At 37.4% G+C, this 23,467-nt stretch carries 19 protein-coding genes; 5 read left to right on the top strand and 14 right to left on the bottom strand.

Translation table 11 applies throughout. The annotated features are described in order from the left end of the window. Window positions 1-219: 219 nt before the first annotated feature. The 4 genes from MHI02_RS05990 to nhaC form a co-directional block, all read right to left on the bottom strand. Window positions 220-876 carry a LiaF transmembrane domain-containing protein gene (locus MHI02_RS05990; protein WP_047184288.1) on the bottom strand — a complete coding sequence of 219 codons (657 nt, stop codon included), beginning with the start codon at window positions 874-876 and terminating at the stop codon, window positions 220-222. A gap of 204 nt (window positions 877-1,080) precedes the next feature. Further along, a complete protein-coding gene (locus tag MHI02_RS05985) occupies window positions 1,081-1,410 on the bottom strand; it encodes a branched-chain amino acid transporter permease (protein ID WP_338113679.1) in 330 nt (109 codons plus the stop codon). Further along, entirely contained in the window at window positions 1,407-2,114 is a 708-nt protein-coding gene (locus tag MHI02_RS05980) for an AzlC family ABC transporter permease (RefSeq protein WP_047184289.1), read from the bottom strand. The genes MHI02_RS05985 and MHI02_RS05980 overlap by 4 nt, the downstream gene beginning before the upstream one ends. 303 nt (window positions 2,115-2,417) lie before the next feature. After that, window positions 2,418-3,803 (bottom strand): Na+/H+ antiporter NhaC, encoded by a 1,386-nt coding sequence (gene nhaC, locus MHI02_RS05975; protein ID WP_060668043.1) that lies wholly within the window; start codon window positions 3,801-3,803, stop codon window positions 2,418-2,420. Window positions 3,804-4,306: 503 nt separating this feature from the next. Between nhaC and MHI02_RS05970 the strand changes: the two genes are divergently transcribed. From MHI02_RS05970 to MHI02_RS05955, 4 genes are all read left to right on the top strand, one after another. Beyond that, window positions 4,307-6,307 (top strand): methyl-accepting chemotaxis protein, encoded by a 2,001-nt coding sequence (locus MHI02_RS05970; protein WP_240473220.1) that lies wholly within the window; start codon window positions 4,307-4,309, stop codon window positions 6,305-6,307. A 520-nt stretch (window positions 6,308-6,827) separates the two neighbouring features. Next, window positions 6,828-6,956 carry a hypothetical protein gene (locus MHI02_RS05965; protein ID WP_255449150.1) on the top strand — a complete coding sequence of 43 codons (129 nt, stop codon included), beginning with the start codon at window positions 6,828-6,830 and terminating at the stop codon, window positions 6,954-6,956. Between the two features lie 15 nt (window positions 6,957-6,971). Continuing rightward, window positions 6,972-8,546 (top strand): sodium/proline symporter, encoded by a 1,575-nt coding sequence (locus tag MHI02_RS05960; RefSeq protein ID WP_145543360.1) that lies wholly within the window; start codon window positions 6,972-6,974, stop codon window positions 8,544-8,546. After that, window positions 8,543-9,028 (top strand): hypothetical protein, encoded by a 486-nt coding sequence (locus MHI02_RS05955; RefSeq protein ID WP_060668045.1) that lies wholly within the window; start codon window positions 8,543-8,545, stop codon window positions 9,026-9,028. The genes MHI02_RS05960 and MHI02_RS05955 overlap by 4 nt, the downstream gene beginning before the upstream one ends. 206 nt (window positions 9,029-9,234) lie before the next feature. Here the strand turns inward: MHI02_RS05955 and MHI02_RS05950 are convergent, their stop codons facing one another. The 6 genes from MHI02_RS05950 to MHI02_RS05925 form a co-directional block, all read right to left on the bottom strand. Beyond that, entirely contained in the window at window positions 9,235-10,407 is a 1,173-nt protein-coding gene (locus MHI02_RS05950; protein ID WP_341165757.1) for a M20 family metallopeptidase, read from the bottom strand. Window positions 10,408-11,105: 698 nt separating this feature from the next. Then, window positions 11,106-12,596, bottom strand: coding sequence for a sodium:solute symporter family protein (locus tag MHI02_RS05945; RefSeq protein WP_341165756.1), 1,491 nt, complete (start codon window positions 12,594-12,596; stop codon window positions 11,106-11,108). Then, window positions 12,593-12,793 (bottom strand): DUF3311 domain-containing protein, encoded by a 201-nt coding sequence (locus tag MHI02_RS05940; protein ID WP_047184296.1) that lies wholly within the window; start codon window positions 12,791-12,793, stop codon window positions 12,593-12,595. Before MHI02_RS05940 ends, MHI02_RS05945 begins: the two co-directional genes overlap by 4 nt. 95 nt (window positions 12,794-12,888) lie before the next feature. After that, complete coding sequence (locus MHI02_RS05935; protein ID WP_216884049.1) at window positions 12,889-14,400, bottom strand: CoA-acylating methylmalonate-semialdehyde dehydrogenase; 1,512 nt, start codon at window positions 14,398-14,400, stop codon at window positions 12,889-12,891. A gap of 26 nt (window positions 14,401-14,426) precedes the next feature. Continuing rightward, window positions 14,427-15,566, bottom strand: a complete 1,140-nt coding sequence (ald, locus tag MHI02_RS05930) for an alanine dehydrogenase (RefSeq protein WP_341165755.1) — start codon at window positions 15,564-15,566, stop codon at window positions 14,427-14,429. Window positions 15,567-15,591: 25 nt separating this feature from the next. Next, window positions 15,592-16,947: an aspartate aminotransferase family protein gene (locus tag MHI02_RS05925; RefSeq protein ID WP_060668050.1), complete on the bottom strand. Its 1,356-nt coding sequence runs from the start codon at window positions 16,945-16,947 to the stop codon at window positions 15,592-15,594. Between the two features lie 182 nt (window positions 16,948-17,129). Between MHI02_RS05925 and MHI02_RS05920 the strand changes: the two genes are divergently transcribed. Next, window positions 17,130-18,752 (top strand): PucR family transcriptional regulator, encoded by a 1,623-nt coding sequence (locus MHI02_RS05920; protein ID WP_047184300.1) that lies wholly within the window; start codon window positions 17,130-17,132, stop codon window positions 18,750-18,752. A gap of 82 nt (window positions 18,753-18,834) precedes the next feature. On the opposite strand, the gene MHI02_RS05915 is transcribed toward MHI02_RS05920, so the two are convergent. The 4 genes from MHI02_RS05915 to MHI02_RS05900 all read right to left on the bottom strand — a co-directional run bounded on the left by MHI02_RS05915 (window position 18,835) and on the right by MHI02_RS05900 (window position 22,966). Then, on the bottom strand, window positions 18,835-19,833 hold the full coding sequence (locus tag MHI02_RS05915) for a zinc-dependent alcohol dehydrogenase family protein (RefSeq protein ID WP_047184301.1): 999 nt from the start codon (window positions 19,831-19,833) through the stop codon (window positions 18,835-18,837). Between the two features lie 166 nt (window positions 19,834-19,999). After that, the gene (locus MHI02_RS05910; protein ID WP_341165754.1) at window positions 20,000-21,238 is read right to left on the bottom strand and encodes a Zn-dependent hydrolase; all 1,239 of its coding nucleotides are present in this window, start codon (window positions 21,236-21,238) and stop codon (window positions 20,000-20,002) included. Window positions 21,239-21,262: 24 nt separating this feature from the next. Continuing rightward, window positions 21,263-21,472 carry a hypothetical protein gene (locus tag MHI02_RS05905; RefSeq protein ID WP_047184303.1) on the bottom strand — a complete coding sequence of 70 codons (210 nt, stop codon included), beginning with the start codon at window positions 21,470-21,472 and terminating at the stop codon, window positions 21,263-21,265. 18 nt (window positions 21,473-21,490) lie between these two features. Continuing rightward, a complete protein-coding gene (locus MHI02_RS05900; protein ID WP_060668053.1) occupies window positions 21,491-22,966 on the bottom strand; it encodes an NCS1 family transporter in 1,476 nt (491 codons plus the stop codon). Window positions 22,967-23,467 lie beyond the last annotated feature (501 nt).

The following is a 23,467-nucleotide window of genomic DNA, read 5'->3' as shown; positions in this document are numbered from 1 at the left end:
ATCTCCGACATTTGCCAGAATTTGCAAAGTAATTAATATAACAAAAACATTACATTATACTTTACATTCAGAAAATAAAATTGTCAATATCTTCCCTAGAAGATTGTATATTTAGAATATTGTACTACCCCAACAAACTAATGAGAATAATTTACTTAAGAGATCGTACCGTTACTCATTTTAGGTTACCGTATACAAAAGCCAATTATAGACAATCTATTAATTCCTAATTTCCAATCCACCTAGAATCGTAAGGCAGTTAAGTTTTAATACAACAACTTCTTCACTTTCTCCATGTTTTCTTGTACTATCTTCCCATCCACCCAAAATGGGGATACCAGATATTTCAACCTGAACATTTTCTGAAACGATGATGCTTATCCCTCCCAAGATAGAAGTGAAGTCAAGCATAGCTCCCTCTGCAATGACTGCATCACGGAGGTCAATTTCCACACCGCCCATTATTGTCACAACGCTACCACCTTGAAAATTTTTCGATTGACTTTTAATCTCCGCACCTGAAAATAACAAGAATGTGCTTAGTTTATCGCTCGTATGTTTAGTTTTTCCACTTTTAGCCCTGGTAAGTATGATAACGAAACCAATGAAAATGAAAATAAGCGGCCACAAATAAAAAATTAAATGAAGGTCAAACCATTGATTGATGAAAAATAAGACACCAACCAATAAAAATAGGAAACCTGACACTGTACAAGAAAGTGTACGATTGATTAGCTGAATAATACCAATAATAATGAGTATGAGCGGCCACCAAGTAGACAAGACTTGCGACATGTCAATGATATCAGCCTGATGCAAAAGAAAGCCAAAACCAAATATAAGAAAAAACAAACCCACCCATATTCTTCCCGACATAGGCATCCCCCCTGAGACTACTTTATGTATCACGGGGCTTTTTAATGATTAAAGGGTTTAGCATTATAGTGGAAGTCTTTATAACTCTATCTAAAAATAATCAATTTCCTTCGACTCTATCCATAAAAATTTTTAATGAATCTAACATTTCCTCCAAAGCGGCTCTTATATATCCTGTTATCCTAATAGGCATCATGCTTATTATCAAAAGGATATGAATTGTATTATTAACATATAACATATTGTCCCACTTGCTATTGAAAGAAACATATTTTTCTTCCAATAATGTACTATTATGATTAAACCTATTGAAATTAATTCTGGTATCCCATGACTGCCAGATAAAAAAGAAATATCTCTTAATGAATAAATAACGAGTAAACCAAATACAGCAGGCGGTAAAGCATTACCTAAAAATTGAATATAGGGTGGTGTAGGCTTATCTGCTGAGAAAATTATGAAAGGTAAAAACCTTGTAATCACTGTTCCCAAAACAACTGTACCAATCGTTATCATTTCTTGTGTAAAAGTCACCTTTCATTCACCACCTTTTTATTTTCAATATGACCTCGTAAAGGCGTTAAAATCACTAACATGATTATCATCGCAGGAATAGTAAAATATTCTGGGCCAAATATGATGAGTGCTAACACCGAAACTCCAATTCCTATTAATGAACTGTAATGTTTATCTTCTCTCATCCATTGATCTAAAAAAATCACAACGAACAGTGCAGTCATAACAAAGTCTAAACCTTTCGTATCAAAGCTAACAATAGAAGCTATTAAACTTCCTATCATCGCTCCACTGACCCAATAAAACATATTTAATAGCGTGACATAAAACATAAACCAACCTCTGTCCACATTGGAAGGAATCGTTGCAGTACTATTTATCACAAACGATTCATCACACATACCATATATGAGATAAAATTTCTTTTTTCCGGTTCCCTTAAATCTCTCTAACATCGAAATACCATAAAATAAGTGCCTTCCGTTTAGCATTAACGTTAAAAATAAAACATAAATAGGATTAAATTCTCCAAGCAATAACGTAGCAGCTACAAATTCCATTGAGCCTGCGAAGATAAAAAAGCTCATTATAAAAGTATAAATAGGCTCAAAACCCAGAGCATGAACATACATACCATAGGCGATCCCTATAAAGCTAAATCCTGCCAGAATCGGAATAGTATAGGGAAAAGCTGTTCGTAACGCATTTATGTGTTTATCCATAAGTTCACTTCCTTTTTAATTTTATAATTATATTTGATGGTAATAAACAACGCATTTATAAAAATGAAGGCAATTCAATTGTAAAGTGTATCATGATTATTCATTATTCTTAACCATCAAACCTTTTTAGGAAAAAATGTATTCTCATTCACAAAAGTAGAATCCGTTCTAATCAATGCTATGTAATTTACATTGGCTTATTTGATAAGGGTTAATATCTACAACCGGAATAAGTGGGTGAAAAAATACCCACTCAAAAAGAGGAGTTAACCCATCTAGTCAACTCCCCCAAATTAAAATCCATTATTCGCTTTTTGCATACGTTAATGTTTTACCAGTGAATCCAAATAAGATGGTTAGTACCGGGGATAGTAAACAGAAAAACGCCAAAGGTAAATATTCAAGTGTGGGTACTCCGAGAACATTCGATAAAAATACTCCACATACACTCCATGGAACAAGAGGATTCACAACCGTACCTGCATCCTCTAACACCCTTGATAAGTTTTTATTAGTAAGTCCTACCTTTTTAAAATTAGACTGAAATGCTTCTCCTGGTAAAAGGATGGATAAATATTGTTCTCCGATAAATACATTAACCCCAATTGCAGTACATGCAGTAGCAAAAATAACAGAACCAGCGCTATTCAATAATTTCCCTACAGATTCTAGTACTACTGGAATGATGCCTAAAGTAAAAAGTAGTCCCCCCATACTTAAAGCTAGGATGACAAGGGCAACGGTGAACATCATACTATTAATTCCACCACGAGTTAACAAACTATCAATTGCTTCATTTCCGGTCGTGGATACATAACCATCAAAAAGTATTTGAAATAATTCCTTACCAGATGGTATGTGATGAAATAGTGATAGGAAAATAGAAAAAATAGAAATAAAGGCTAACGTAATAAAGGCTGAAACTTTTTTCAAAGCAAAAATAATAAGAATCACGACCGGTATTAAGCTATACCAATGAACTAAGTTAGTTTCTAATAAACCAGCTTGAATAGATGCTAACCTATCAAAGTGAACGGTTGTTACATTAGGAGAAATAAACGCATAAATGATAAGACTTATCAAAAAAGCCGGGATGGTTGTCCAAGCCATATTTCGAATGTGTTCAAATAAATCTACCTTTAATACACTTGATGCAATATTCGTTGTATCGGAAAGTGGAGACATTTTATCTCCAAAAAAGGCTCCTGATACAATTGCGCCCGCTGTTACCGCTAAAGAGATATCTAGCGCTGTTGCGATCCCGATAAAAGCTACTCCTAATGTGGCGGAAGTCGTTAACGAACTTCCAACTACCATCCCCACAATAGCTGTGACTACAAAAACAATCACGTAGAAAAAATGGGGAGTAACCAATTCGAAGCCCATATAGATAAGTGTTGGTATGGTCCCACCAATCATCCATGTAGCAATTAACAAACCTATTAGAAAAAAGATAAAAATTGCTGGTAAACCTGATTTAGCACCATTCACCATTCCTTCCTCCAACAAATGAAACGGTACTCTTTTCACTAAACCGTATAGGATTAGTAGAAAAATAGATAATAAAATTGGAATATGTGGAGGTGCTGAAAATTTGATGATGCTTATACTAACCAACCCTACTATAATTAGAAGAAGGATCAAAGCCTCTCCAATGGTTGGTGAATATGCTCTCTTCGTTGTAAACATGTGTCCTTCCCCCTATAATGTATAAAATAAAAAAAGCATTCTCATCCCAATATTAGGGACGAAGATGCTCTCCGCGGTACCACCCTAGTTAATGATCTATGTCATTCACTCTTATTTCCCATTCTTTTCACGGTGTATTTCATTTCTACTGCTGCCTGAATTTCCAGCATCCATTCAGTCTCTTCCTGCTGCATCCAATAGAATTACTTTTGTCCGTTGTATGGGTGTCATATTAACTTTTATACATGAACGCTTTTATGCAATAAATTATTTGTCTATTACTATACCTGTGTCTAGTGAATTAATCAAGTACCATTTTTTGGGCAAGTAAAAATAATCGTAGGTACATTACCTTCACCTACCATTTTCTCTAATTTCTTAATAAATGGAATTAACTGTATTTTACTTTTTCCTTAAGAACCTAGGATTCTTTGTCGATACAATATAAGTAAGTAAAAATCTAGGTAAAAAGACCTGAAATGAAGAGATTGGAGGAAAGAGATTTGAAAAGAGACAAAAAGAATAAGGCGAAAATTTCACTAAGCCTAAGAAAAAAATTAATCATATCATTTTTAGCAATTTTATTAATACCAAGTATGTGTATTGGCTTTGGTTCATATGTAACTTCAAAATCCAATACGGACCAAAGAATAATTGATACAGCCCAAGAAAATGTAAACATTGTTAATCAAACCATTGATCAATTCATTATTGCACAAATGGAAAATGTTGATTATTTGTCTAATTCCATTGATGCAAAAAATATCAAAAAAGATAAAGATGCTAAAACGAGGGAAATTTTAGATACGATTCAAAAAGCCAAAGAAAATGTGATCGAGCAAACCTATGTGGGTACGGAGACAGGGGATTTCATGAATTCACCGACTTCATTTCAAAACCCACCAGACTATGATCCACGTGAACGACCTTGGTATCAGGAGGCAATGGATAATAAAGGTAATGTCATTATTACCGATCCATATGTCTCACAATCGTCCAATGAAGTAGTAGTTACATTAGCAAAAGCAACTGAAGATAATCACGGTGTCGTTGCCATTAACTTAAAACTAGGAAGCCTTACAGATATCATTAGTTCCGTACAACTTGGAAAAGAAGGCTATTTATTTGTGTTAGATAAAACGGAACATTTTATTAGTCATCCAACCAATGAAGCCGGCAGTGAGGCGGAAGAAGATTTTTATGACAAACTATACGACTCGGACTCTGGAACGTTTGATTACAAATACGAAGGTGAAAAAAAATTAGCATTTGCAACGAATGACATTACTGGATGGAAGATTGCTGGAACCATGTATCAATCCGAGGTGAACGAAGCCGTTAAACCAATTTTGCATTCTACCCTTGCTATTCTTGTTATTGCACTTATCCTCGGAGGAGTCACTATCCTGTTCATCATTCGCTCCATTACTAAACCAATTCATCAATTGGTTGACGTAAGTGAGAAAATGAGCCAAAGAGATTTAAGTGTTGGTGTTGAAATTAATTCAAATGATGAAATAGGGACATTATCTGAATCCTTTAATCGTATGAGAGAAAATCTTAATGAAGTTATCACAGAGGTTCGTGATAAGTCTCATCATGTAGCTGCAGCATCTGAACAATTAAGTGCGAGCACTGAACAAAATACTCAAGCAACCGAACAAATTTCGTCATCCATTCAAGAAGTTGCGGTAGAAATGGACAAACAGACAAATAGTATTGAAAATAGTAAACAAATGGCAGAAGAAATGGCTGGTTCCATTCGCCAAATTGCAGCAAGCTCTGATGAAGTTTCTACAACTGCAGAAAATACAATGTCAGCTGTAAACGAAGGGAACAAAGCCTTGGAAACAACTGTCAATCAAATGGAATACATCAAGAAAAACACACATGATTTGTCAAATAATATCCAGGGATTAGGCGAATTATCTGGACAAATTAGCAATATAGTAGATGTTATAACAGAAATTTCCGACCAAACTAACCTGCTTGCGCTAAATGCTGCGATTGAAGCCGCTAGGGCCGGAGAACATGGAAAAGGATTTGCCGTTGTTGCCGACGAAGTACGCAAACTTGCGGAAGAATCCTCTAAATCGGCAGACCAAATAAAAGAAATGATAGGCAAAATTCATACAGAAACGAGCAATACAGTGAAATCCATGGAAACAGCTACCGTGCAAGTTGAAAAAGGTATTGACGTTGCGCATCACGCAGGAGAATCATTTACAACGATAACAGGATATGTTGATACAATAACGGAACAAATTATGCAAGTTACGTCTGAAATTCAAGAAATTTCTTCTAGTACAGAACATTTCATTCAAATATTTGAAGACGTTGCAACCATTGGCGAGACCATATCAGGTCAGACACAAAATGCCTCTGCATCAACTCAAGAACAGCTTGCATCCATGGAGGAAATCTCAAACTCAGCTTCCTCTCTAACAAAAATAGCGGAAGATTTACAAAAGGTAGTTGAGAAGTTTAAATTAAGCGATAAATGAGTAACTTAAGATTATTGGTGTCAATCATCCACTTTGATAAAATGTTTTAAAATATAATTTTGATGCCTGTCCCTTAATGTGGATACTTTACCACATTGGAGGACAGGCACTTTTTTTGACTGTCACCATTTGTTTACATTAATCCGGTTTTCGTTTGAAGTATTTCAACATTCATTTGCATTAATCCGACATTCCGAGCTTATTCAGTACTTAAAACACATATTTAATATCCCCTCTATTACTAAAAACGTTCAAACTAATAAAGGCTCTTAGTTATAATTTTAACATCATCATTCCTTTTTAATACTAATTGAATAGAACCATTTCGAACCTAAATTTCCTCTTCACCGGATATTCACAGTACCAACCTAGTATCAGGGCACTGAACCATCTCTCTACGCCCCGCTTTTTAACAAAGTGTAAAATAGCACTCTCTTATTCATGACATTATGTAAATTATATCTCGGTTATCTAAATAGTATAATTATTCAAACCATCTTTTTAAATAGGAGGTGATAGTTTGTTGGGTTTGCCGGCTGAAACATTTTGGCTCATTCTTCCTTGGCCATTTATTTGGGTTGGATTAGCTTTGGTCATGTATTTTAAGATGAAGCGTGAAGATGATGCAGAAGAAAATGGGAATAGCTGATAGGGGGAATTTGTCTTGAGTTTGGACGGTGTTATATTTATTATTTATATTCTAACGCTGTTAATGATTGGCCTTTGGTTTTCGCGAAAATCATCGGAGTCCTCAGAACAGTATTTACTTGGAGGAAGATCTCTTGGACCAGCTGTTACAGCAATGACGATGCAGACGACCGCTATGAGCGGATATATGTTCATGGGGGCGCCCGCACTTGCCTTTCAATATGGTTGGTACGCAGTTTGGTATGCGATTGGGGATGCAGGAGGATCGATTGTTAATCTATCTGTTCTCGGTAAACGGATGAGAAGAATGTCCGAACTTTTGGGAGCGCTTTCACCCATTGAGTATTTAGAAAAAAGATTTGAACATGCAAGTGTTCGTGTGGTAGGATCTATTATTTCTATCGTGTTCCTCTTCGCATATGTTTGTGCACAATTTATTGCTGCAGGAAAGGCAATGGCTACACTAACGGGATTTCCATATGAAATGTCCCTCATTATTGGTATCAGTGTGATTATTATTTATACGGTGGCAGGCGGTTATTTAGCTGTTGCCTATACAGCCTTTGTACAAGGTATCATCATGGTAGCCGGAGTTGTGGGGATTGGGGTTCTAGCATACATCCACGTAGGCGGATTGACCAGTTTAAATACAGCCTTAGGAAATATTGACCCAACCTATTTAAGTATCTGGGGTAAAGATTTAGCCTTTTATGGCCAATGGGGAGTTGTGTTAGGTGCGATTTTAATTTTTTCAATTGGATATATGGGGCTCCCCCATGTCGTTGTCCGTCATATGTCTATGCAAAGTACAAAGACCGTTAAAGGCGCTATTTTAATAGGAGCCATTTGGAATCAATTTTTTATCTTTGTTCCATACATCTTAGGACTTGCTGGTATTTTACTGATCCCAACAATAAGTGATCCAGAAATGATCATTACAGAATTAGCTTATACGCTATTCCCAGGCTTTTTTGCTGCACTCCTTTTATCAGCAGTTATGTCAGCCGTTATGTCTACCTGTGACTCTTTACTAATACAAGCAGGTACAATTCTATCACGTGACGTCTATCAAAGGTTTATAAATAAAAATGCAAAAGAGAAAACAACCGTTCTAGTGTCAAGGCTGTGTATTCTTGGTGGCGGGATTGTTGGAATTGTTGTTGCAATTTTTGAACCGCCTTCTATTTTTGGATTGGCTGTCTTTGCTTTTGGTACACTAGGAAATGCCTTTCTTGTACCTTATGTAGCATCTGTTTATTCTAAAAAAGCCAATTATATCGGATGTTTATGTGCGATGATTGGAGGAGCTACGACAAATATTATTTGGACTTCTATGGATCTGGAGGCTGTAACAGGACTTCATCCTTTCTTAGCTGGATTATTAGTTTCGCTTATAAGCATGATCATCGGAAGCCGATTTGGACGAAAACCATCACAGCCAATCTTAACGATATTTGAACAATCGAAAAACAAACGCTCCTTCTCTACGCAATTTGATCAAAATATTGCTCGTAGTCTTGCACCAGAAGCTAAAAATATTTCTAAGTTTCTTGCAAAAGAATCAGGAAGCGTAAGGAATAGTTTCTCATGAGTCTGATCTTAACGCAGGAACCACAGTTTGTTCAGCAAGAGGTACTCAAGGGATTACAGCAATATGATAAACGAGCAAGTGTTCAGGTAAACACGATGATTCTTTATCCATACTATTTCTTAGAATTTGAAGTCAGTGCTAAAAGTCTGCTTAAGTTCAACGGGAAAATCGCCTGTACGATTGACGCGATCAGCGGACAAGGGGCAATTATTGATGTACAGCCGGAATTTATACAGCGACCAATTGTTGACGAGAAAATCCTCCCTATTGAGATTTCAGAGAAAGAAGCGGAGCAGCTGGCTGAGAAGTTTATTTTTCAAGCAGCGACACAAAAAGCTAAATTCATAACGATTCCTACGGTGACCATCCATAGCACAGCTTTATTTTACCGTCCGTTTTGGCTTGCAGAATACAACTCAAAAGTAAGCGGAGGCCGGGAAGTCATAGTGGATGCGATTAGCGGAAGTTATCATCCTTTATAATACTAGGAAAATTAATACTATAAGAGCCAGTTTTAATGATTGCCCTTTTTTTGTAATAAAGATATAAGTTATAATTTTTTTACCCTCCATTAACACCAAAAGATAGGGTCATAGCTTTGACCCTATCTTTCTACTATCCCACTACTACACTTTTAATAGATGGTATTTTTCAAGGAAACATGGGACAAATACACTGTCATAAGCCATTACTGGGACGTTGAACCTGTCCCTGCTTCCAGCACCATCTCCGTTAACACTTCCGTACATAAATCAATTTGTGCAATCTCAACAAATTCGTCTATAACATGGGCTTGATCTAGATGCCCGGGGCCAAATACTAAAATATTACGATTACCAGTCCTTAATCCAATCATGCTAGCATCTGTATATGCAGGGAATCCTGTTTTCTCTAGCTCTTTTCCTGTTACTTTCAAATAAGCCTTTTCAAAAGGAGCGATTAATGGGCAATTCAAATCTGTCTCGATTGGCGGTCGTTCCCAGCCATAATGTTGCACCTTTGCTTGAGTTCCCTTTACATTTGCACAACCTTCTTCAACGGCACTTGTAACTATTGGGTTCGCCTCTTCTTTCGTCAACGGTGGAGCAAGACGGAAGTCGACTTCGATACGACAGGAACCCGCTACCATGTTCGTTTTATGTCCTCCACCAATCGTACCTATTGAAATAGTGGATTTACCGAAAATGTCATGATCATAAGGTAACTTTTTCACTTTTTCTTTTAACTTAACGATTATTTCCGCTGCTGCATGGGCTGCATCTGCGCCTAAATGAGCATTTCCTCCATGCGAGCTTTTACCTTCGACTAAGATTTCATACCAAATTGTTCCTTTATGAACCGTAGATAAGGTTGCATTCGTAGGTTCTGTCGCTATGATTAGAGCATCATTAGGGATAATTTGTTCATCCACAAGTGCGTTAACACCCTTCATATAAGGACCTTCCTCATCAACGCATGCAATAACATACAAATCTCTATTCAAAGGAATATTATTTTCACTGATATGCTTAATCATTATTAACGCACAAGCTAGGCCACTCTTCATATCACATGATCCACGACCATACAATTTTCCTTCCACAATTTCTGCCCCAAAAGGATCCACCGTCCATTTTCCTTCTACTGGAACAGTATCCATATGAGCAATAATAACAATTGGAGGTAAATCGGATGGATTACCCTTATACTTCGCAATCACATTCGTTCTACCTTCCTCTACTCGTTGTGTCGTAACATTGACATTATCTAGTTCTTTCAAATAATTCTCTACAAAAGTAGAACATTCGCGCTCCGAACCATTTGGATTTTCTGTAGGTATTTGAACGAGCTGTTGTGTTAACCGGACTGCTTCTGAAAACATCATAAATCCCTCCATTATTAATCATCTAAAATATGTGCTAATCACTTAAACGTCTTCTCATCTTTTTTCTTTAAATTCTCTATCAATTCAGGGTGATACTCTTTGTTATATTCGTAACGTACATCATCAAATCGTTTTACCACGTTTTGACCTGACAGCACGGTGGAGCCCGTTTGTGTTTTAATGTTCTAAAGCAACCTTTTATCGCTAAGCGGAAAATAATAAATGTGGCAATGATTAATACACCAATCATTATCTATACTCCTCCTATATATCATTTAGATTCTGTGTTCGTTTATTTGCCTCCCCAATTCGTTAAATAACAAAATCCAAATAATAAAAATGGAATGCTGAAAACAAATGTTTCTGCTTTATTCGCTAACACAATCATTGGTGTTTCCATCATAATGTTGAGGTGAATGATCAAGCTATACAACTATTTTTTCGAGGATATTTAGACAACTTAGAAAATCTCTTTCCTTTCTTTTACGTGTCAGCGGGGTCATAATTCTCTGTCCTTATCATTCTAGTATCATCACTACTTCACATTTTTTGTTAAAAATAACGATCTTCGATATCTTCTTTTGATAAGCAAGTCCAGTGACACCATTCTTTTCTTATCTTCCAAATTGACTAAACTGTTCAATTAATGATTTTATATGTGGTAAATTACATGTTTGCATACCATTAAACCCTTATTAATAATTTATTACTTCATCTGGCATATTAGATTGATTTTGTTTACGGACAATCGAATTTGTTAACAGGCTGACAATCACACCAACAGCGATATTTACAAGAATTGCTACAAACCCTATATTAATATCATTGATTACACTCGGAATATTAGGAAAAATGTTAACAAGTTTAAATGATGTTACCGCATTAAACAATACGATGGAAACCCCTGTTAAAATCCCCGCCATTGCACCAAATTTGTTCATATACTTTGAATTGAAAAAGTTGAAAGCCATCGCTGGTACTAATTGTGTGATTAACCCGTACGACATAATGTTTAAAATAGCTAATGCATTACCTCCTTTCAACACAAAAATATACGCAGTTAAAATAATCAATACAACAAACACTTTTGACACAGTTAATTGCTGACGATCGGTAGAATTTGGCTTGATTAACTTGTAGAAGCCCGTCATTAAACCAATCGCCCCTGACGTTATCATCACCGATACCGGTACTAGCGCCGTTAGCAAACCCGCACCACCGACAATTCCAACAAACCACGGATCAAATGTTTGTGTCACTAAACGTAATAGTGACAAGTCACCATCAGCCCCTTGAAGCCCCGGTACTTGCACAATCGCCGAAAATCCAATAAAGAACGCAAATAAAATTAAAATTGTATATAAAGGTAATGTCACAGCATTTTTCTTTAATGTACTCGGGCTCTTCGCCGATAAAATTACAGTGAATGTCTGTGGCAATAAATAGAATCCAAATGCATTTAATATAATAGTCGAAATAAACCATGATACACTGTATCCCTCTGGGGCCAGTGTAAGCGCATCTGGTTTTACTGCTTGGACCGCTTCAAACATCGGCTGAATCCCACCAAAGTAATGATACGGAATATAAATTCCTAAAAATACAATAACAAATAAAATCATAATATCTTTCAATATTGCGGTCCATGCTGACCCATGAATACCAGAAATCACAACATACACTGTGACAATGACTGCACCAATTGTCGATGCCATTGTAGGTGTGATAGCTCCGTACGATGCTTCCGAGACGATAATCCCTAATCCTTTTAGTTGGATCACGATATACGGAATTAATGCAATAGTTCCAATAAACGCTACAACAATCCCTAACCCTTTACTGTTATACGATTTCATAAAATATTGTGGCTGTGAAATGACGTTATTTTTTTTGGCAAAGATCCAAACTTTTGGGATAACCCAATACGACAACACATATGCTAAGCAAATATACATTGGGACATAATAAGCCGCTGAACCGTTCGAGTATGCCCATCCACTACCACCTAAAAACGTAAATGTCGTGTATACTTCCCCTGCGATTAATAAGAAAATGAATAACGTACCGAATCCTTTATTGCCAACAGCGAATTCATCAACACTCATTTTCTTTCCAAATGTAGCCCTAATCCCTAAATACAAAGCTATCGCTGCAAATAAAAAAATAATTATTAATGCTGAATTCATTCAGTTTCACTTCCTTCATTTTCAGGATCTAATTTATACACGATAAATAAAATGAATGAAGATAGGACCATCCATAAGACAATCCAAAATAGTAAAAATGGCAACCCTAACACATATGGTTCTACACGATTAGCCCATGGTAACAACACACACATTAAAAAAGGTACAATTAATAATAACTGAAAATACTTTCTCATACTTTCACCTCACAGCCTTAAATTTATATAATGGTATGTAACCGTTTACAGTATTTAGGATAAAACAATATTGGGTCAAAACGACCCAATATTATTTAACTACTAGGAAAATCAAAGTTTGTTTCACTATCTTTATCGTCTAAATCAAACCATCGTTCTGAAACAGTTTTCATTTTCGTAAAGAAGCGAGCGGTATCTGGTCCAAACATTTGTCCTTCCCCGTATCTGGAGCCTTTCCAACCACCAAAGTTATGATAGCCAACAGGAATTGGAATTGGTACGTTAACTCCAACCATTCCTACTTCAATTTCTTGTGTGAATTTCCGTGCATGGCTGCCGCTGTTCGTAAATACTGTTACACCGTTTCCATATTGGTGATCATTGATTAAGTGAATCGCTTCTTCTATCGTATCCACATTCACAATGATACGCGCTGGTCCAAATACTTCTTCCTTATACATCTTCATTTCTGGTGTAACATGATCAAGTAATGTTGGACCAAGGTAGAATCCTTCATTATTCTCTACTTCCGGATTTCTACCATCAACAAGGATATTCGCTCCTTCTTTTACCGCATCGTCAATGGATTGAAGGATACTTTGTTTTGCTTCCGCACTAATGACAGCACCAAAGTCAGCATGTTCATCATCATACGTACCGACTTTTAAATTTTCTACTTTTGCTTTCAATTTTTCTGTAAAGACTCTCGCTGTTTTCTCCCCTACTGGCATCGCAACTGAAATCGCCATACAGCGCTGTGAAGCTGCTCCATAAGCTGCACCGATAAAGGAATCCACTGCTTTATCAATGTCTGCATCTGGCATAATAACCATGTGGTTCTTTCCACCACCAAAAGCATTGACGCGTTTGTGATGTTTGGTACCTGTCTCATAAATAATCTCAGCGACCTTCGTAGAACCAACAAAGCTTATAGCTTCAATGTCTGGATGAGTAATAATAGCTTCAACTGTATCTTTATCCCCGTTCACAACATTCCATACACCAGAAGGTAATCCAGCTTTTTCCCATAGTTCCGATATAAAAAGGGCTGAGCACGGAACCTTTTCAGATGGTTTTAGGATCATCGCATTTCCAACCGCAACCGCCATCGTACTCATTGCTAATGGGACCATGACTGGAAAGTTAAAAGGAGAAATACATGTCACAACACCTAATGGTTGTTTCATAGAATACGAATTAATATCGCCACCAACATTTACTGAATGTTCTCCTTTGATTAGATGTGGTGCACCAATGGCTAGATCCACGGACTCAATGCCTCGACTAATTTCTCCTTTGGCATCTGAAATCGTCTTTCCATTTTCTTTTCCAATCAATTGGGCCATTTCTTCTGTATGCTCCACGAGCAATTGTCTGAATTTGTGAAGAACTTGTACTCTTTTGCCTACTGATGTTTTAGCCCACTCTATTTGAGCTTTTTTTGCAAGTCTTACCGTTTCATCCACTTCTTCCTTTGTTGCATAAGCTACGGTAGCAATCTTCTGTCCTGTTGAGGGACTGTAAACAGCCCCATAGCGATTGCTTTTTCCTTCTACTTTTTCCCCATTAATATAATGGGGAATAGATTCTACTGTAACAGCCTTCACTTTCGTCCCCCCCTACTTTATAATTTCTACTTACTTCCAACTTTTTCTTCCCTTTGAAAAAGAGTACTTGCTTCTCGATAATCTAACCCATGTGCTTCTGCAACTGCTTTATATGTTACATGTCCTGCCACTGTATTAATTCCTTTATATATTGCCTCATTATCTTGTGCCGCTTTCTGAATTCCTTTATTGGCAATGGTTAACGCATAAGGCAAGGTTACATTCGTTAAACTTAGTGATGCTGTTTTAGGAACCGCACCAGGCATATTGGCTACTGCATAATGGACAATACCATGTTTTTCATAGGTTGGATTATCATGTGTTGTGATTCTGTCCGATGTTTCGAATATTCCACCTTGGTCAATGGCAACATCTACAATGACAGATTTCTCCTTCATTGCTTTTACCATCGATTCTGTTACGAGTTTCGGAGCTTTTGTTCCTGGAATTAATACTGCTCCAATTACAAGATCTGCTTCAGCTACCGATTCTGCTATATTTAGCGGATTCGACATCATCGTTTGGATTTGGTTTCCGAATAAGTCATCGAGTTCACGTAAACGTGCCGGATTTAAATCAATGATGGTGACATCCGCTCCTAAACCGATAGCGATTTTAGCCGCATTCGCTCCTACTACGCCACCACCAATAATCGTTACTTTCCCGCGACTAACACCTGGCACACCACTTAGTAGAATCCCTTTTCCACCCTTTGGCTGCTCTAAGAACTGCGCCCCAATTTGTGCGGCAATTCTTCCTGCCACCTCACTCATTGGCGATAATAATGGAAGAGAACCATCTTTTTCCTGAATTGTTTCATATGCAACACTTGTCACTTTTGAATTCGTAAGCGCTTTCGTTAATTCAGGCTCAGCAGCAAGGTGAAGGTAGGTGAATAGAATTTGATCTTCACGGAAATAGCCGTACTCCTCTGGTAGAGGTTCCTTTACTTTCATGATCATATCTTGTGACCAAACCGCTTCCCTATTTGCTTCGATTCGTGCACCAGCATCTTGATATTCTGTATCCGAGAACCCAGAACCTAAGCCTGCTCCTTTTTCAATAACCACTTCATGTCCTGCACCGACTAAGGCATCTACCCCAGAAGGTGAGATAGCTACTCGATTTTCATTGTTTTTTATTTCTTTTGGAATTCCGATTCTCATGTTTATACCCCTTTTCATTCTTATATTACATATTTTCTTTAAATACTTTCTTTAAAATTGCAATCATAAAATCAATATCATCATCGGTACTAGACAAAGGCGGGCTCAACGTTAAAATGTTATTATAACCGGCAACTGTGTCTCCATTTTTCCCAACAATTAACCCATTATCTTTACATGCTGCGATAATCGTTCCAATTCTTTCTTTCGATGCTGGCTCTTTTGAAATCTTATCTTCTACCAGTTCAATCCCAACCATTAAACCAACACCACGCACATCTCCTACATATGGATGTGTACGTAATTCATCCAATTCTTGTAAAAGTCTATCCCCTAACTGCGCTGAGCGATCAAATAGGCCTTCTTCCTCCATGATTTCAATGTTCTTAAGAGCTAAGGCGCAAGCTGCTGGGTTGCCTCCAAATGTATTGACATGGCGGAAATGACTATTTTCTTCCCCACTCTTAAATGATTCATAAATATCCTTCCTAACAGCTGTTACAGATAACGGTAAATAGGCACTTGTAAGTCCTTTTGCCATCGTAATGATATCTGGTTTAATGTTAAAATGCTTATGACCGAACGCTTTCCCTGTTCTACCAAAGCCACAAATAACTTCATCAATAATTAACAGGACACCATGTTTATTACAGATTTCTTGAACCTTCTCTACATACACTGGATGTGGTATTAGGATACCGCCACCTGTAATGACCGGTTCCATAATAACTGCTGCAACCGTTTCCTTTTGTTCCCAAATAATTGTCTGTTCAATTTCCTCTGCACGTTGAATATTGTATTCTTCTATCGAAATTCCTTCTGGTTTACGGTAGTTATCTGGAGGACTGACATGTAAAAATCCAGAAGTTAGAGGTTCATATTTATATTTCCTTAACGCTTGACCAGTAGCAGACAATGCTCCCATTGAACTACCATGGTAAGCACGGTATCGTGAAATGACTTTATAACGATTCGGATCACCATTTTGCTGATGGTATTGTCGGGCGATTTTGAATGCTACCTCATTTGCATCGGAACCACTGTTGGAGTAGAAAATCATATAATCATCGTCAAGCATTTCGTTAAGCTTTTCTGCCAATTTAATTGCAGGTTCATGGCTTTGTGTCATTGGAATATATGCGATTTTCTTAATTTGTTCATAAGCAGCTTGTGCTAATTCTTCACGACCATAACCAACGTTGACACACCAAAGACCTGACATTCCGTCTAAATAACGGTTTCCTTGTTCATCAGTAATCCATGAGCCTTTTCCTTCTTTAATGACCATTGGTGGGTTCTTTTCACTATATGGGGATATATGATGCCAAACATTTTGACGATCCCTTTCCACTAATGATTGTTTCTTTTCTACTGATTCCATCTAACATCTCCTCCCTTATCTTGCTAAATAAACATAATGTCCATTTCTCTAAAGTATCAAATTTGACAAAATATTGGGCATATTACACAATTTATTCTATACTAAATAAAGCGACTTTTCAATTTACATTATGTTAAATCTTTATCATTTCTCTTTTACAATATGAAAGGGGTTACTTTAAGATGGAAAAATGGCAGGTTACAGTTAACGATGTTCTTTCAAGAGGATTATTTCGAGAGTGCAAACTGGTTGCGGGACATGGTGGGTTGAATCGCGAAGTGAAATGGACCCATATTTTAGAAATAAGCGAATTTGAGTCTTTCATTAATGGGGGAGAGCTGATTCTAACTACTGGTTCTAGTATCCACTTTGATTCACCAAACGGAATCATTTATCTTGATAAATTAAGAAAGAAAGATATTGCTGGTATTTGTATAGAACTTGGAACCCACGTGAAAACCATTCATCCAGATATTATCCAATATGGAAATGCCCATCATATTCCACTAATTATCTTTGATACTGTTGTGAAATTTGTCGATATTACACAAGATCTACATACACTCATTATTAATCACCACCATCATAGGTTAAATCAAATCAATATATTTTCCCAAGAAGTTAACAAGCTATCCTTAATGCCAAATGGTATTTTAAAAATTTTAAAAGAGTTATATTCCCATTTAGACATTCCAGTTATTTTTTTAACGGACGATTCCAAAACATACTATTATCCGCCACTTGTAAAGGATGACATTCCATCTATTAAGACATCCATTGGACAGAATGTAACAAACACTCCTTTATATGAAAGTAATTTTTTGCAAGAAACGGATTATACCAACTTCCCAATAAAAATAGTTGGAAATAATTGTGGTAACTTATTCGTTAAACGTAACAAAAAAGATTTAGATGAATTTTCCCATTCTTTAATCGATCGTGCAATTTTAGCCATCACGCAAATTATGCTCCGTAACCGAACAATAGAAGAACGAAAACAAAATCTAGAGGAAGAGCTCATTCGTAAATTATTACAAGGTAAAGATTGTGCAGCAGACGATATTCAAAAGGTTTTACCCGCTCAAGCAAAGAATTTTAATTATAGATTATTCCTCATAGAAACGGCCTCACCTGACATGGAGTTGAAAGATGGAGAATGGGAAGAAATCAAATTGCAACAATCTCTCATGATTCGATCTTTATTTAAAAGCTATGGTTTTATACCTTCCCTATCCGTTAGTAAAAATGAAATCACGGTCATTGCTTCTTTTTTTAAACAAGAAGAAGCAAAGAAGGATACTGAAAGATTTACAAGAATCATAGAAGAGATCGGAAATATCGAGGAGCAAAAAATATTAATAGGAAAGAACTGTAGATTCGGGATTAGTAATATTAAAAATGATTACACAGAATTAAACAAGAGTTATAAAGAAGCTAAAGATGTCATCTTTATTCAATCTTCTAACCTTTTACAAACATACTTTTTCGAAAATATCGGGGTTTATCGCATTCTATTGAACTTACTTGAAAATCAAAAACTAGAAGATTATATTCATGAATACTTGGGGCCCATTATTAGGCATGATCATGAAAACAAGAGTAACCTATTAGGTACACTATCAACATACTTAAATTGTTTGGGGTCAAAAAAAGAGACTGCCGAGCGATTATTTATCGTTCGTCAGACCCTCTACCATCGCTTGGAAAAAATTGAAGAACTACTCGGAAAAGGTTATATGGAACCAATAAACCGTCAAGCAATTGAACTTGCACTAGCAGCCCATTCACTAAAGAAACAGACATAGGGACAGGTTTACTGTCCCTAACCTTTGTTAAGATGATAAATCTGTCCCTTCGACCTGTTAAAGCATTTCAAACCTTAAAATCCTACCAACTATTTTTCAAAACAATTTTCCCTACTGCCTTGCCTGACTCCAAGTATTCATGAGCTTTTGATACTTCATCGAAGTTAAAAATGTTGGAATCTAAAAGTGGATGCAGCTTCCCTTCTTCAACCAATCCTGTAATCTTCCGCAAAATTTCTCCATAATGTTTATGCATGTCTTTGTTTAATATCTTTAACAACATAAAGGTAACATGAAGTGATAGTCCTTTTGAATGCACTGGGGAAAGGTCATGAGTCGAACGGGTAGCAATGGCTGTTACCGTTCCATGCACCGCTGCCGCCTCAAAAGATCGATCAAGATTTTCGCCACCCACCGTATCAAACACCACGTCAAATCCTTTTCCGTTTGTATAATTCTGTACATAGTCACGAACCTTTTCTTCACGATAATTAATCGTTCCATCAGCACCAAGACGTTTGCCAATCTCGAGTTTCTCTTGTGAAGAAGCAGTTGTATAGACTGTCGCCCCTCCCCATTTGGCAAGTTGAATGGCGATGTGTCCTACACCTCCAGCGGCTCCATGAATTAATATATCTTGCCCTGGTATAAGCCTTGTACGATTAAACAATGCTTCCCAAGCTGTAATGGAAACTAATGGTAAAGCTGCTGCTTCTTCCATCGTCAAATTTTTCGGCTTATGTGCAAGTAAATCAGCATCAGCTAGCATAAACTCTGCAAGTGCACCGCCGCTAGTCCCCTTAAATCCACCCGCACATCCAAACACCTCATCACCAATTTCAAACTCGGTTACTCCTTCACCAACTTCAGATACCACACCTGCCACATCTCCATGTAATACCGCTGGAAGCTCAGGTGCAACAGCTGGAACCGCACCAGCACGAACTTTCGTATCAATAGGGTTTACACTCGTAGCCTTCACTTGAATAAGTACATGTCCCGGTTTTAGTTCAGGTTTGGGTATCTCTTTCAATTGAAAAACAGATGGTTCACCAAAAGACTGAATAACTTGTGATTTCACGCTAGTCACTCCTATACTTGTCTAAAAATATGAATAACCTTCATTGTCTATTATTAATAGAGAAGGTATCTCTTAATGCTATTATATAAATTATTAGAATAGAATGATAGTTTACAGCACCGAATAGGTAGTTTTTGATATACCTTCGCTAAAAAAGGTCATAGAATCATCTATGACCAATTAAATCCAATACCGTTTGCAATACAACGTTAACGCCTTTTTCACAATCCTCCCAAGATGTAAGCTCATCCTCTGCATGGCTCTTTCCATTAACACTCGGAACAAAAACCATGGCGGCTGGAAGATAAGTGGCAATAAACTGTGCATCATGACCAGCACCACTCGGCATACGCTTGAATGTATATCCCAAGGACGTGCAGGAATTCTCCAATGATTCCACAAGTTCTTCCTTAAACCAAACCGTATCACGATCCCAAAGTTTTGTTGCGGTCACCTCACATTTTTCCTTACCTTTTGATTCGGTAAGACCTTGAATAATATTCTCTACTTGCCGAATAGTGTTTACTTCTTTATGACGTGCTTCGATTGTAAATACAACCTTATTTGGAATAACCGTATGAATATTAGGACTTACATCCATTCTCCCAATCGTATAAACGAGGTCTGAATCCAATTTACTCATTTTTTCACGTATTTCATTTATTAAATGATTTGCTACAAAAAGAGCGTCCCTTCTCATTGGCATTGGAGTTGTTCCAGCGTGGTCAGAATCCCCAGTTACTTCGATTTCATAACAACACATCCCCACCACACATTCAACCACTCCGATATCCGTTGCTTCATTTTCTAATACAGGACCTTGTTCAATATGGAGTTCAATGAATGCCTTTGCATTCTGTAACCGATTCGCCTTATCCCCTTCATAGCCACTTGCTTTTAGGGCTTCCCCAAATGTAATCCCTTGTTTGTCAGTAGACTGGAGCATCATACCTTTATCGAAACGGCCCGACATCACGCCTGATGCCATCATAGAAGGTTCAAATCTTGCGCCTTCTTCATTGGTAAAATTCGCGATAACAAGTGGTACTTGTGGTTTAATGTTATTTTCAACAAGGGTACGTACAACTTCTAAACCTGTCACTACACCAAGAACACCATCAAATCTTCCCCCCTTTTCCACTGAATCTAAATGGGATCCCATTACTATTGGGGGGCTATCCTTATCTACTCCCTCTAGTGTCGCATACATGCTCCCCATATCATCCCACTTAACTGTCATTCCAAGCTCTTCACATACAGACCTGAAATGATTTCTAGCTTGAATATCGATATCGGTTAGCGCCAATCGGGTGACCCCGTTATTTTTTGTTCTTCCAATGTCCGCAAATTCTTCCAATGTATCTTTTAATCTTTCCCCGTTTATAAGCACTTTTTGCTTTTGCATGACTTCTCCCTCCATCTATAATCTTTACTTTCCCTTAATCAATAGCGTCGTCACATACTTTCTACTATCAGGATTGGTTAGTCGAATGGACTTCCTAGCAGCGGTGTTACCTAGCTTTTCAAACTTAACTACATCACCTTCTAAGGTTCCTTGAATGTTTTTAATAACATAATTTTGTTTTACCAATTCATCAATCACTTGTTTTTCTTTTATAAAATCCTCATAGTTCGACAAATCGATCCCCCTCCTACCTTACTTTCCTTCTTCACTCTTATAATCAAGGTTTGAATCAGTTACAATAAACCAATCCCGTCCTACAGTAATCCCTAAATAGTCATTATCACTCGGATAAGAAATTTCAGCTTGCGGGAATTTCCTAAAGTACCAATATTTCGAAAATATATAGTAGATGACAGCTGCAATCACGAAACCAATGATAAAGGAATACGTCATAAATATCGTTGCAATCACACCACCAACAGCCCAAGAAATAAATCCAACAATATTTACGCCCCCATTAAAGCGATACTGACCTTCTGTATCAAAAAGATCGGGGACATTCACCCTTCGTTTTCTTAATAAATAATAATCGGCAAAGAGAATTCCACTAACGGACGATAACACAGCACCGATAATTAAAAGAACTTGGGTCAATATTTCATAAACACTCCAAGGCTGTATAATCGTACCCACAATTCCAACGACAAAGACAGCAATCGCATGAGAAACTTTCGGACCCAACACATTAGAGAATATTGCAGCAGCGGGCAAAACATTAGCTGCAGTATTCGTAGACCATTGTGTTAAAACAATCATAAGAAGTAACATTGCCAACATCCAACCAGATGCAGTATCTTGAAGAGCCGTAACCGGATTAGAAGTACCCGCCACAATAAAAGCAGCCGCACCAATCATAATCATAAATGCTTCTGTTATAGGCATAGCAATGAGAGTTCCAATAAGCGTTGTTTTATTTCGCTTAAACCAATTTCTTTCATATCTAGGCGCCTTAAAATGACGTGAAATGGTCGGGATATCACATCCCAGCGTTGCCCAAAATCCCATATTCGCAAAAATAACTACCATAAACGCAGTAATAGCAACCCCTCCAGTCACCGGACTTGCTACCCAGTCCCAGACATTACTTCCTTGCCTGGTGATTTCCGTCGTTAGTGTTTGATATATTATTAAAGAAAAAATGACAATAATCGGGGCTGCTAAATCAGCAAATCGTTCCACCCACTTAATTCCAGATGCCGTATTAATCAGCTGGAATAATGCAAACACAATGTAACACAAAAGCCAATTATCAAAACTCGGATTCATCGTATTTAATATCGCATTGATAGCAGTTGATCCAAAATACGTATTCAACCCAAACCAAAAGGAAGCTGTTACCGCCCTTGTAACGGACGGAATGTGTGTCCCCACTGTTCCAAACGGTGCCCTCATATAGACTGGAAATGACAATCCATGTTCTACCCCGATATCACCAATTAGAGAAATAAAGGCACCGATAGCAACACAACCGATTAGCGTTGCCAACACAACCCATGGCAACGAAATACCTTGTATACCTGATGCACCAATGTCGAAAGTTGCCAGCAGAATCGCCATCCCAATCCACATCATAAAAAATCCCCGAACACCTATCTTTCTCTCATTGTGGTGGATTGGAAGCAAGTCTTTTGACTTCAAGTAAGAACTACCCTTCTTTTTCTCCTGCAAGACAATCGACCTTCTTCCCGTTTATTTTTTTCTTAGGTAGGAAAATATGAATCTTTCTCTTCCCACCTAAGTGTAACCTTGGCATTCACTAAATAGGGAATGCCATGTTTTCCAAACCCGCCAGTTGTTTCATTACGGGTGGAGATCAGGTAAGCTACTCGGTCAAATTTAATCGGTTATGCAGAAAATAGTTTAGGAAGTTTACAAGATAACTAGATTAGTTAACTAATCATATTCTGTATCTTTGTCTTATTCGGGTGTTCATTGAGTTGATGAGTGGCCGATTGACACAGTTTCTTTTCTGTTCGGGCAGTCATCATCTTCATGAGTGACCGTACGACGCGGATTCTTCTTTATTCGGGCACTCATCACCCTCATGAGTGACCCTACGACACGGATTCTTCTTTATTTGGGCACTCATCACCCTCATGAGTGACCGATTGACGCGGATTCCTCTTTATTCGGGCACTCATCACACTTATGAGTGACCGTACGACACGG

This window comes from Oceanobacillus sp. FSL K6-0118 (assembly GCF_038006665.1).
Lineage (GTDB): Bacteria > Bacillota > Bacilli > Bacillales > Amphibacillaceae > Oceanobacillus > Oceanobacillus caeni.
This window is presented reverse-complemented; position numbering and strand designations above follow the sequence as displayed.

Coding starts and splice junctions, on each gene's coding strand:
- MHI02_RS05910 (WP_341165754.1), bottom strand. CDS start 21,238: ATGCAAAAGCAAAAAGTGCTTATAAACGGGGAAAGATTAAAAGATACA.
- ald (WP_341165755.1), bottom strand. CDS start 15,566: ATGAGAATCGGAATTCCAAAAGAAATAAAAAACAATGAAAATCGAGTA.
- MHI02_RS05950 (WP_341165757.1), bottom strand. CDS start 10,407: ATGTTTTCAGAAGCAGTCCGGTTAACACAACAGCTCGTTCAAATACCT.
- MHI02_RS05945 (WP_341165756.1), bottom strand. CDS start 12,596: ATGAATTCAGCATTAATAATTATTTTTTTATTTGCAGCGATAGCTTTG.
- MHI02_RS05980 (WP_047184289.1), bottom strand. CDS start 2,114: ATGGATAAACACATAAATGCGTTACGAACAGCTTTTCCCTATACTATT.
- MHI02_RS05920 (WP_047184300.1), top strand. CDS start 17,130: ATGGAAAAATGGCAGGTTACAGTTAACGATGTTCTTTCAAGAGGATTA.
- nhaC (WP_060668043.1), bottom strand. CDS start 3,803: ATGTTTACAACGAAGAGAGCATATTCACCAACCATTGGAGAGGCTTTG.
- MHI02_RS05955 (WP_060668045.1), top strand. CDS start 8,543: ATGAGTCTGATCTTAACGCAGGAACCACAGTTTGTTCAGCAAGAGGTA.
- MHI02_RS05940 (WP_047184296.1), bottom strand. CDS start 12,793: ATGAGAAAGTATTTTCAGTTATTATTAATTGTACCTTTTTTAATGTGT.
- MHI02_RS05925 (WP_060668050.1), bottom strand. CDS start 16,947: ATGGAATCAGTAGAAAAGAAACAATCATTAGTGGAAAGGGATCGTCAA.
- MHI02_RS05990 (WP_047184288.1), bottom strand. CDS start 876: ATGTCGGGAAGAATATGGGTGGGTTTGTTTTTTCTTATATTTGGTTTT.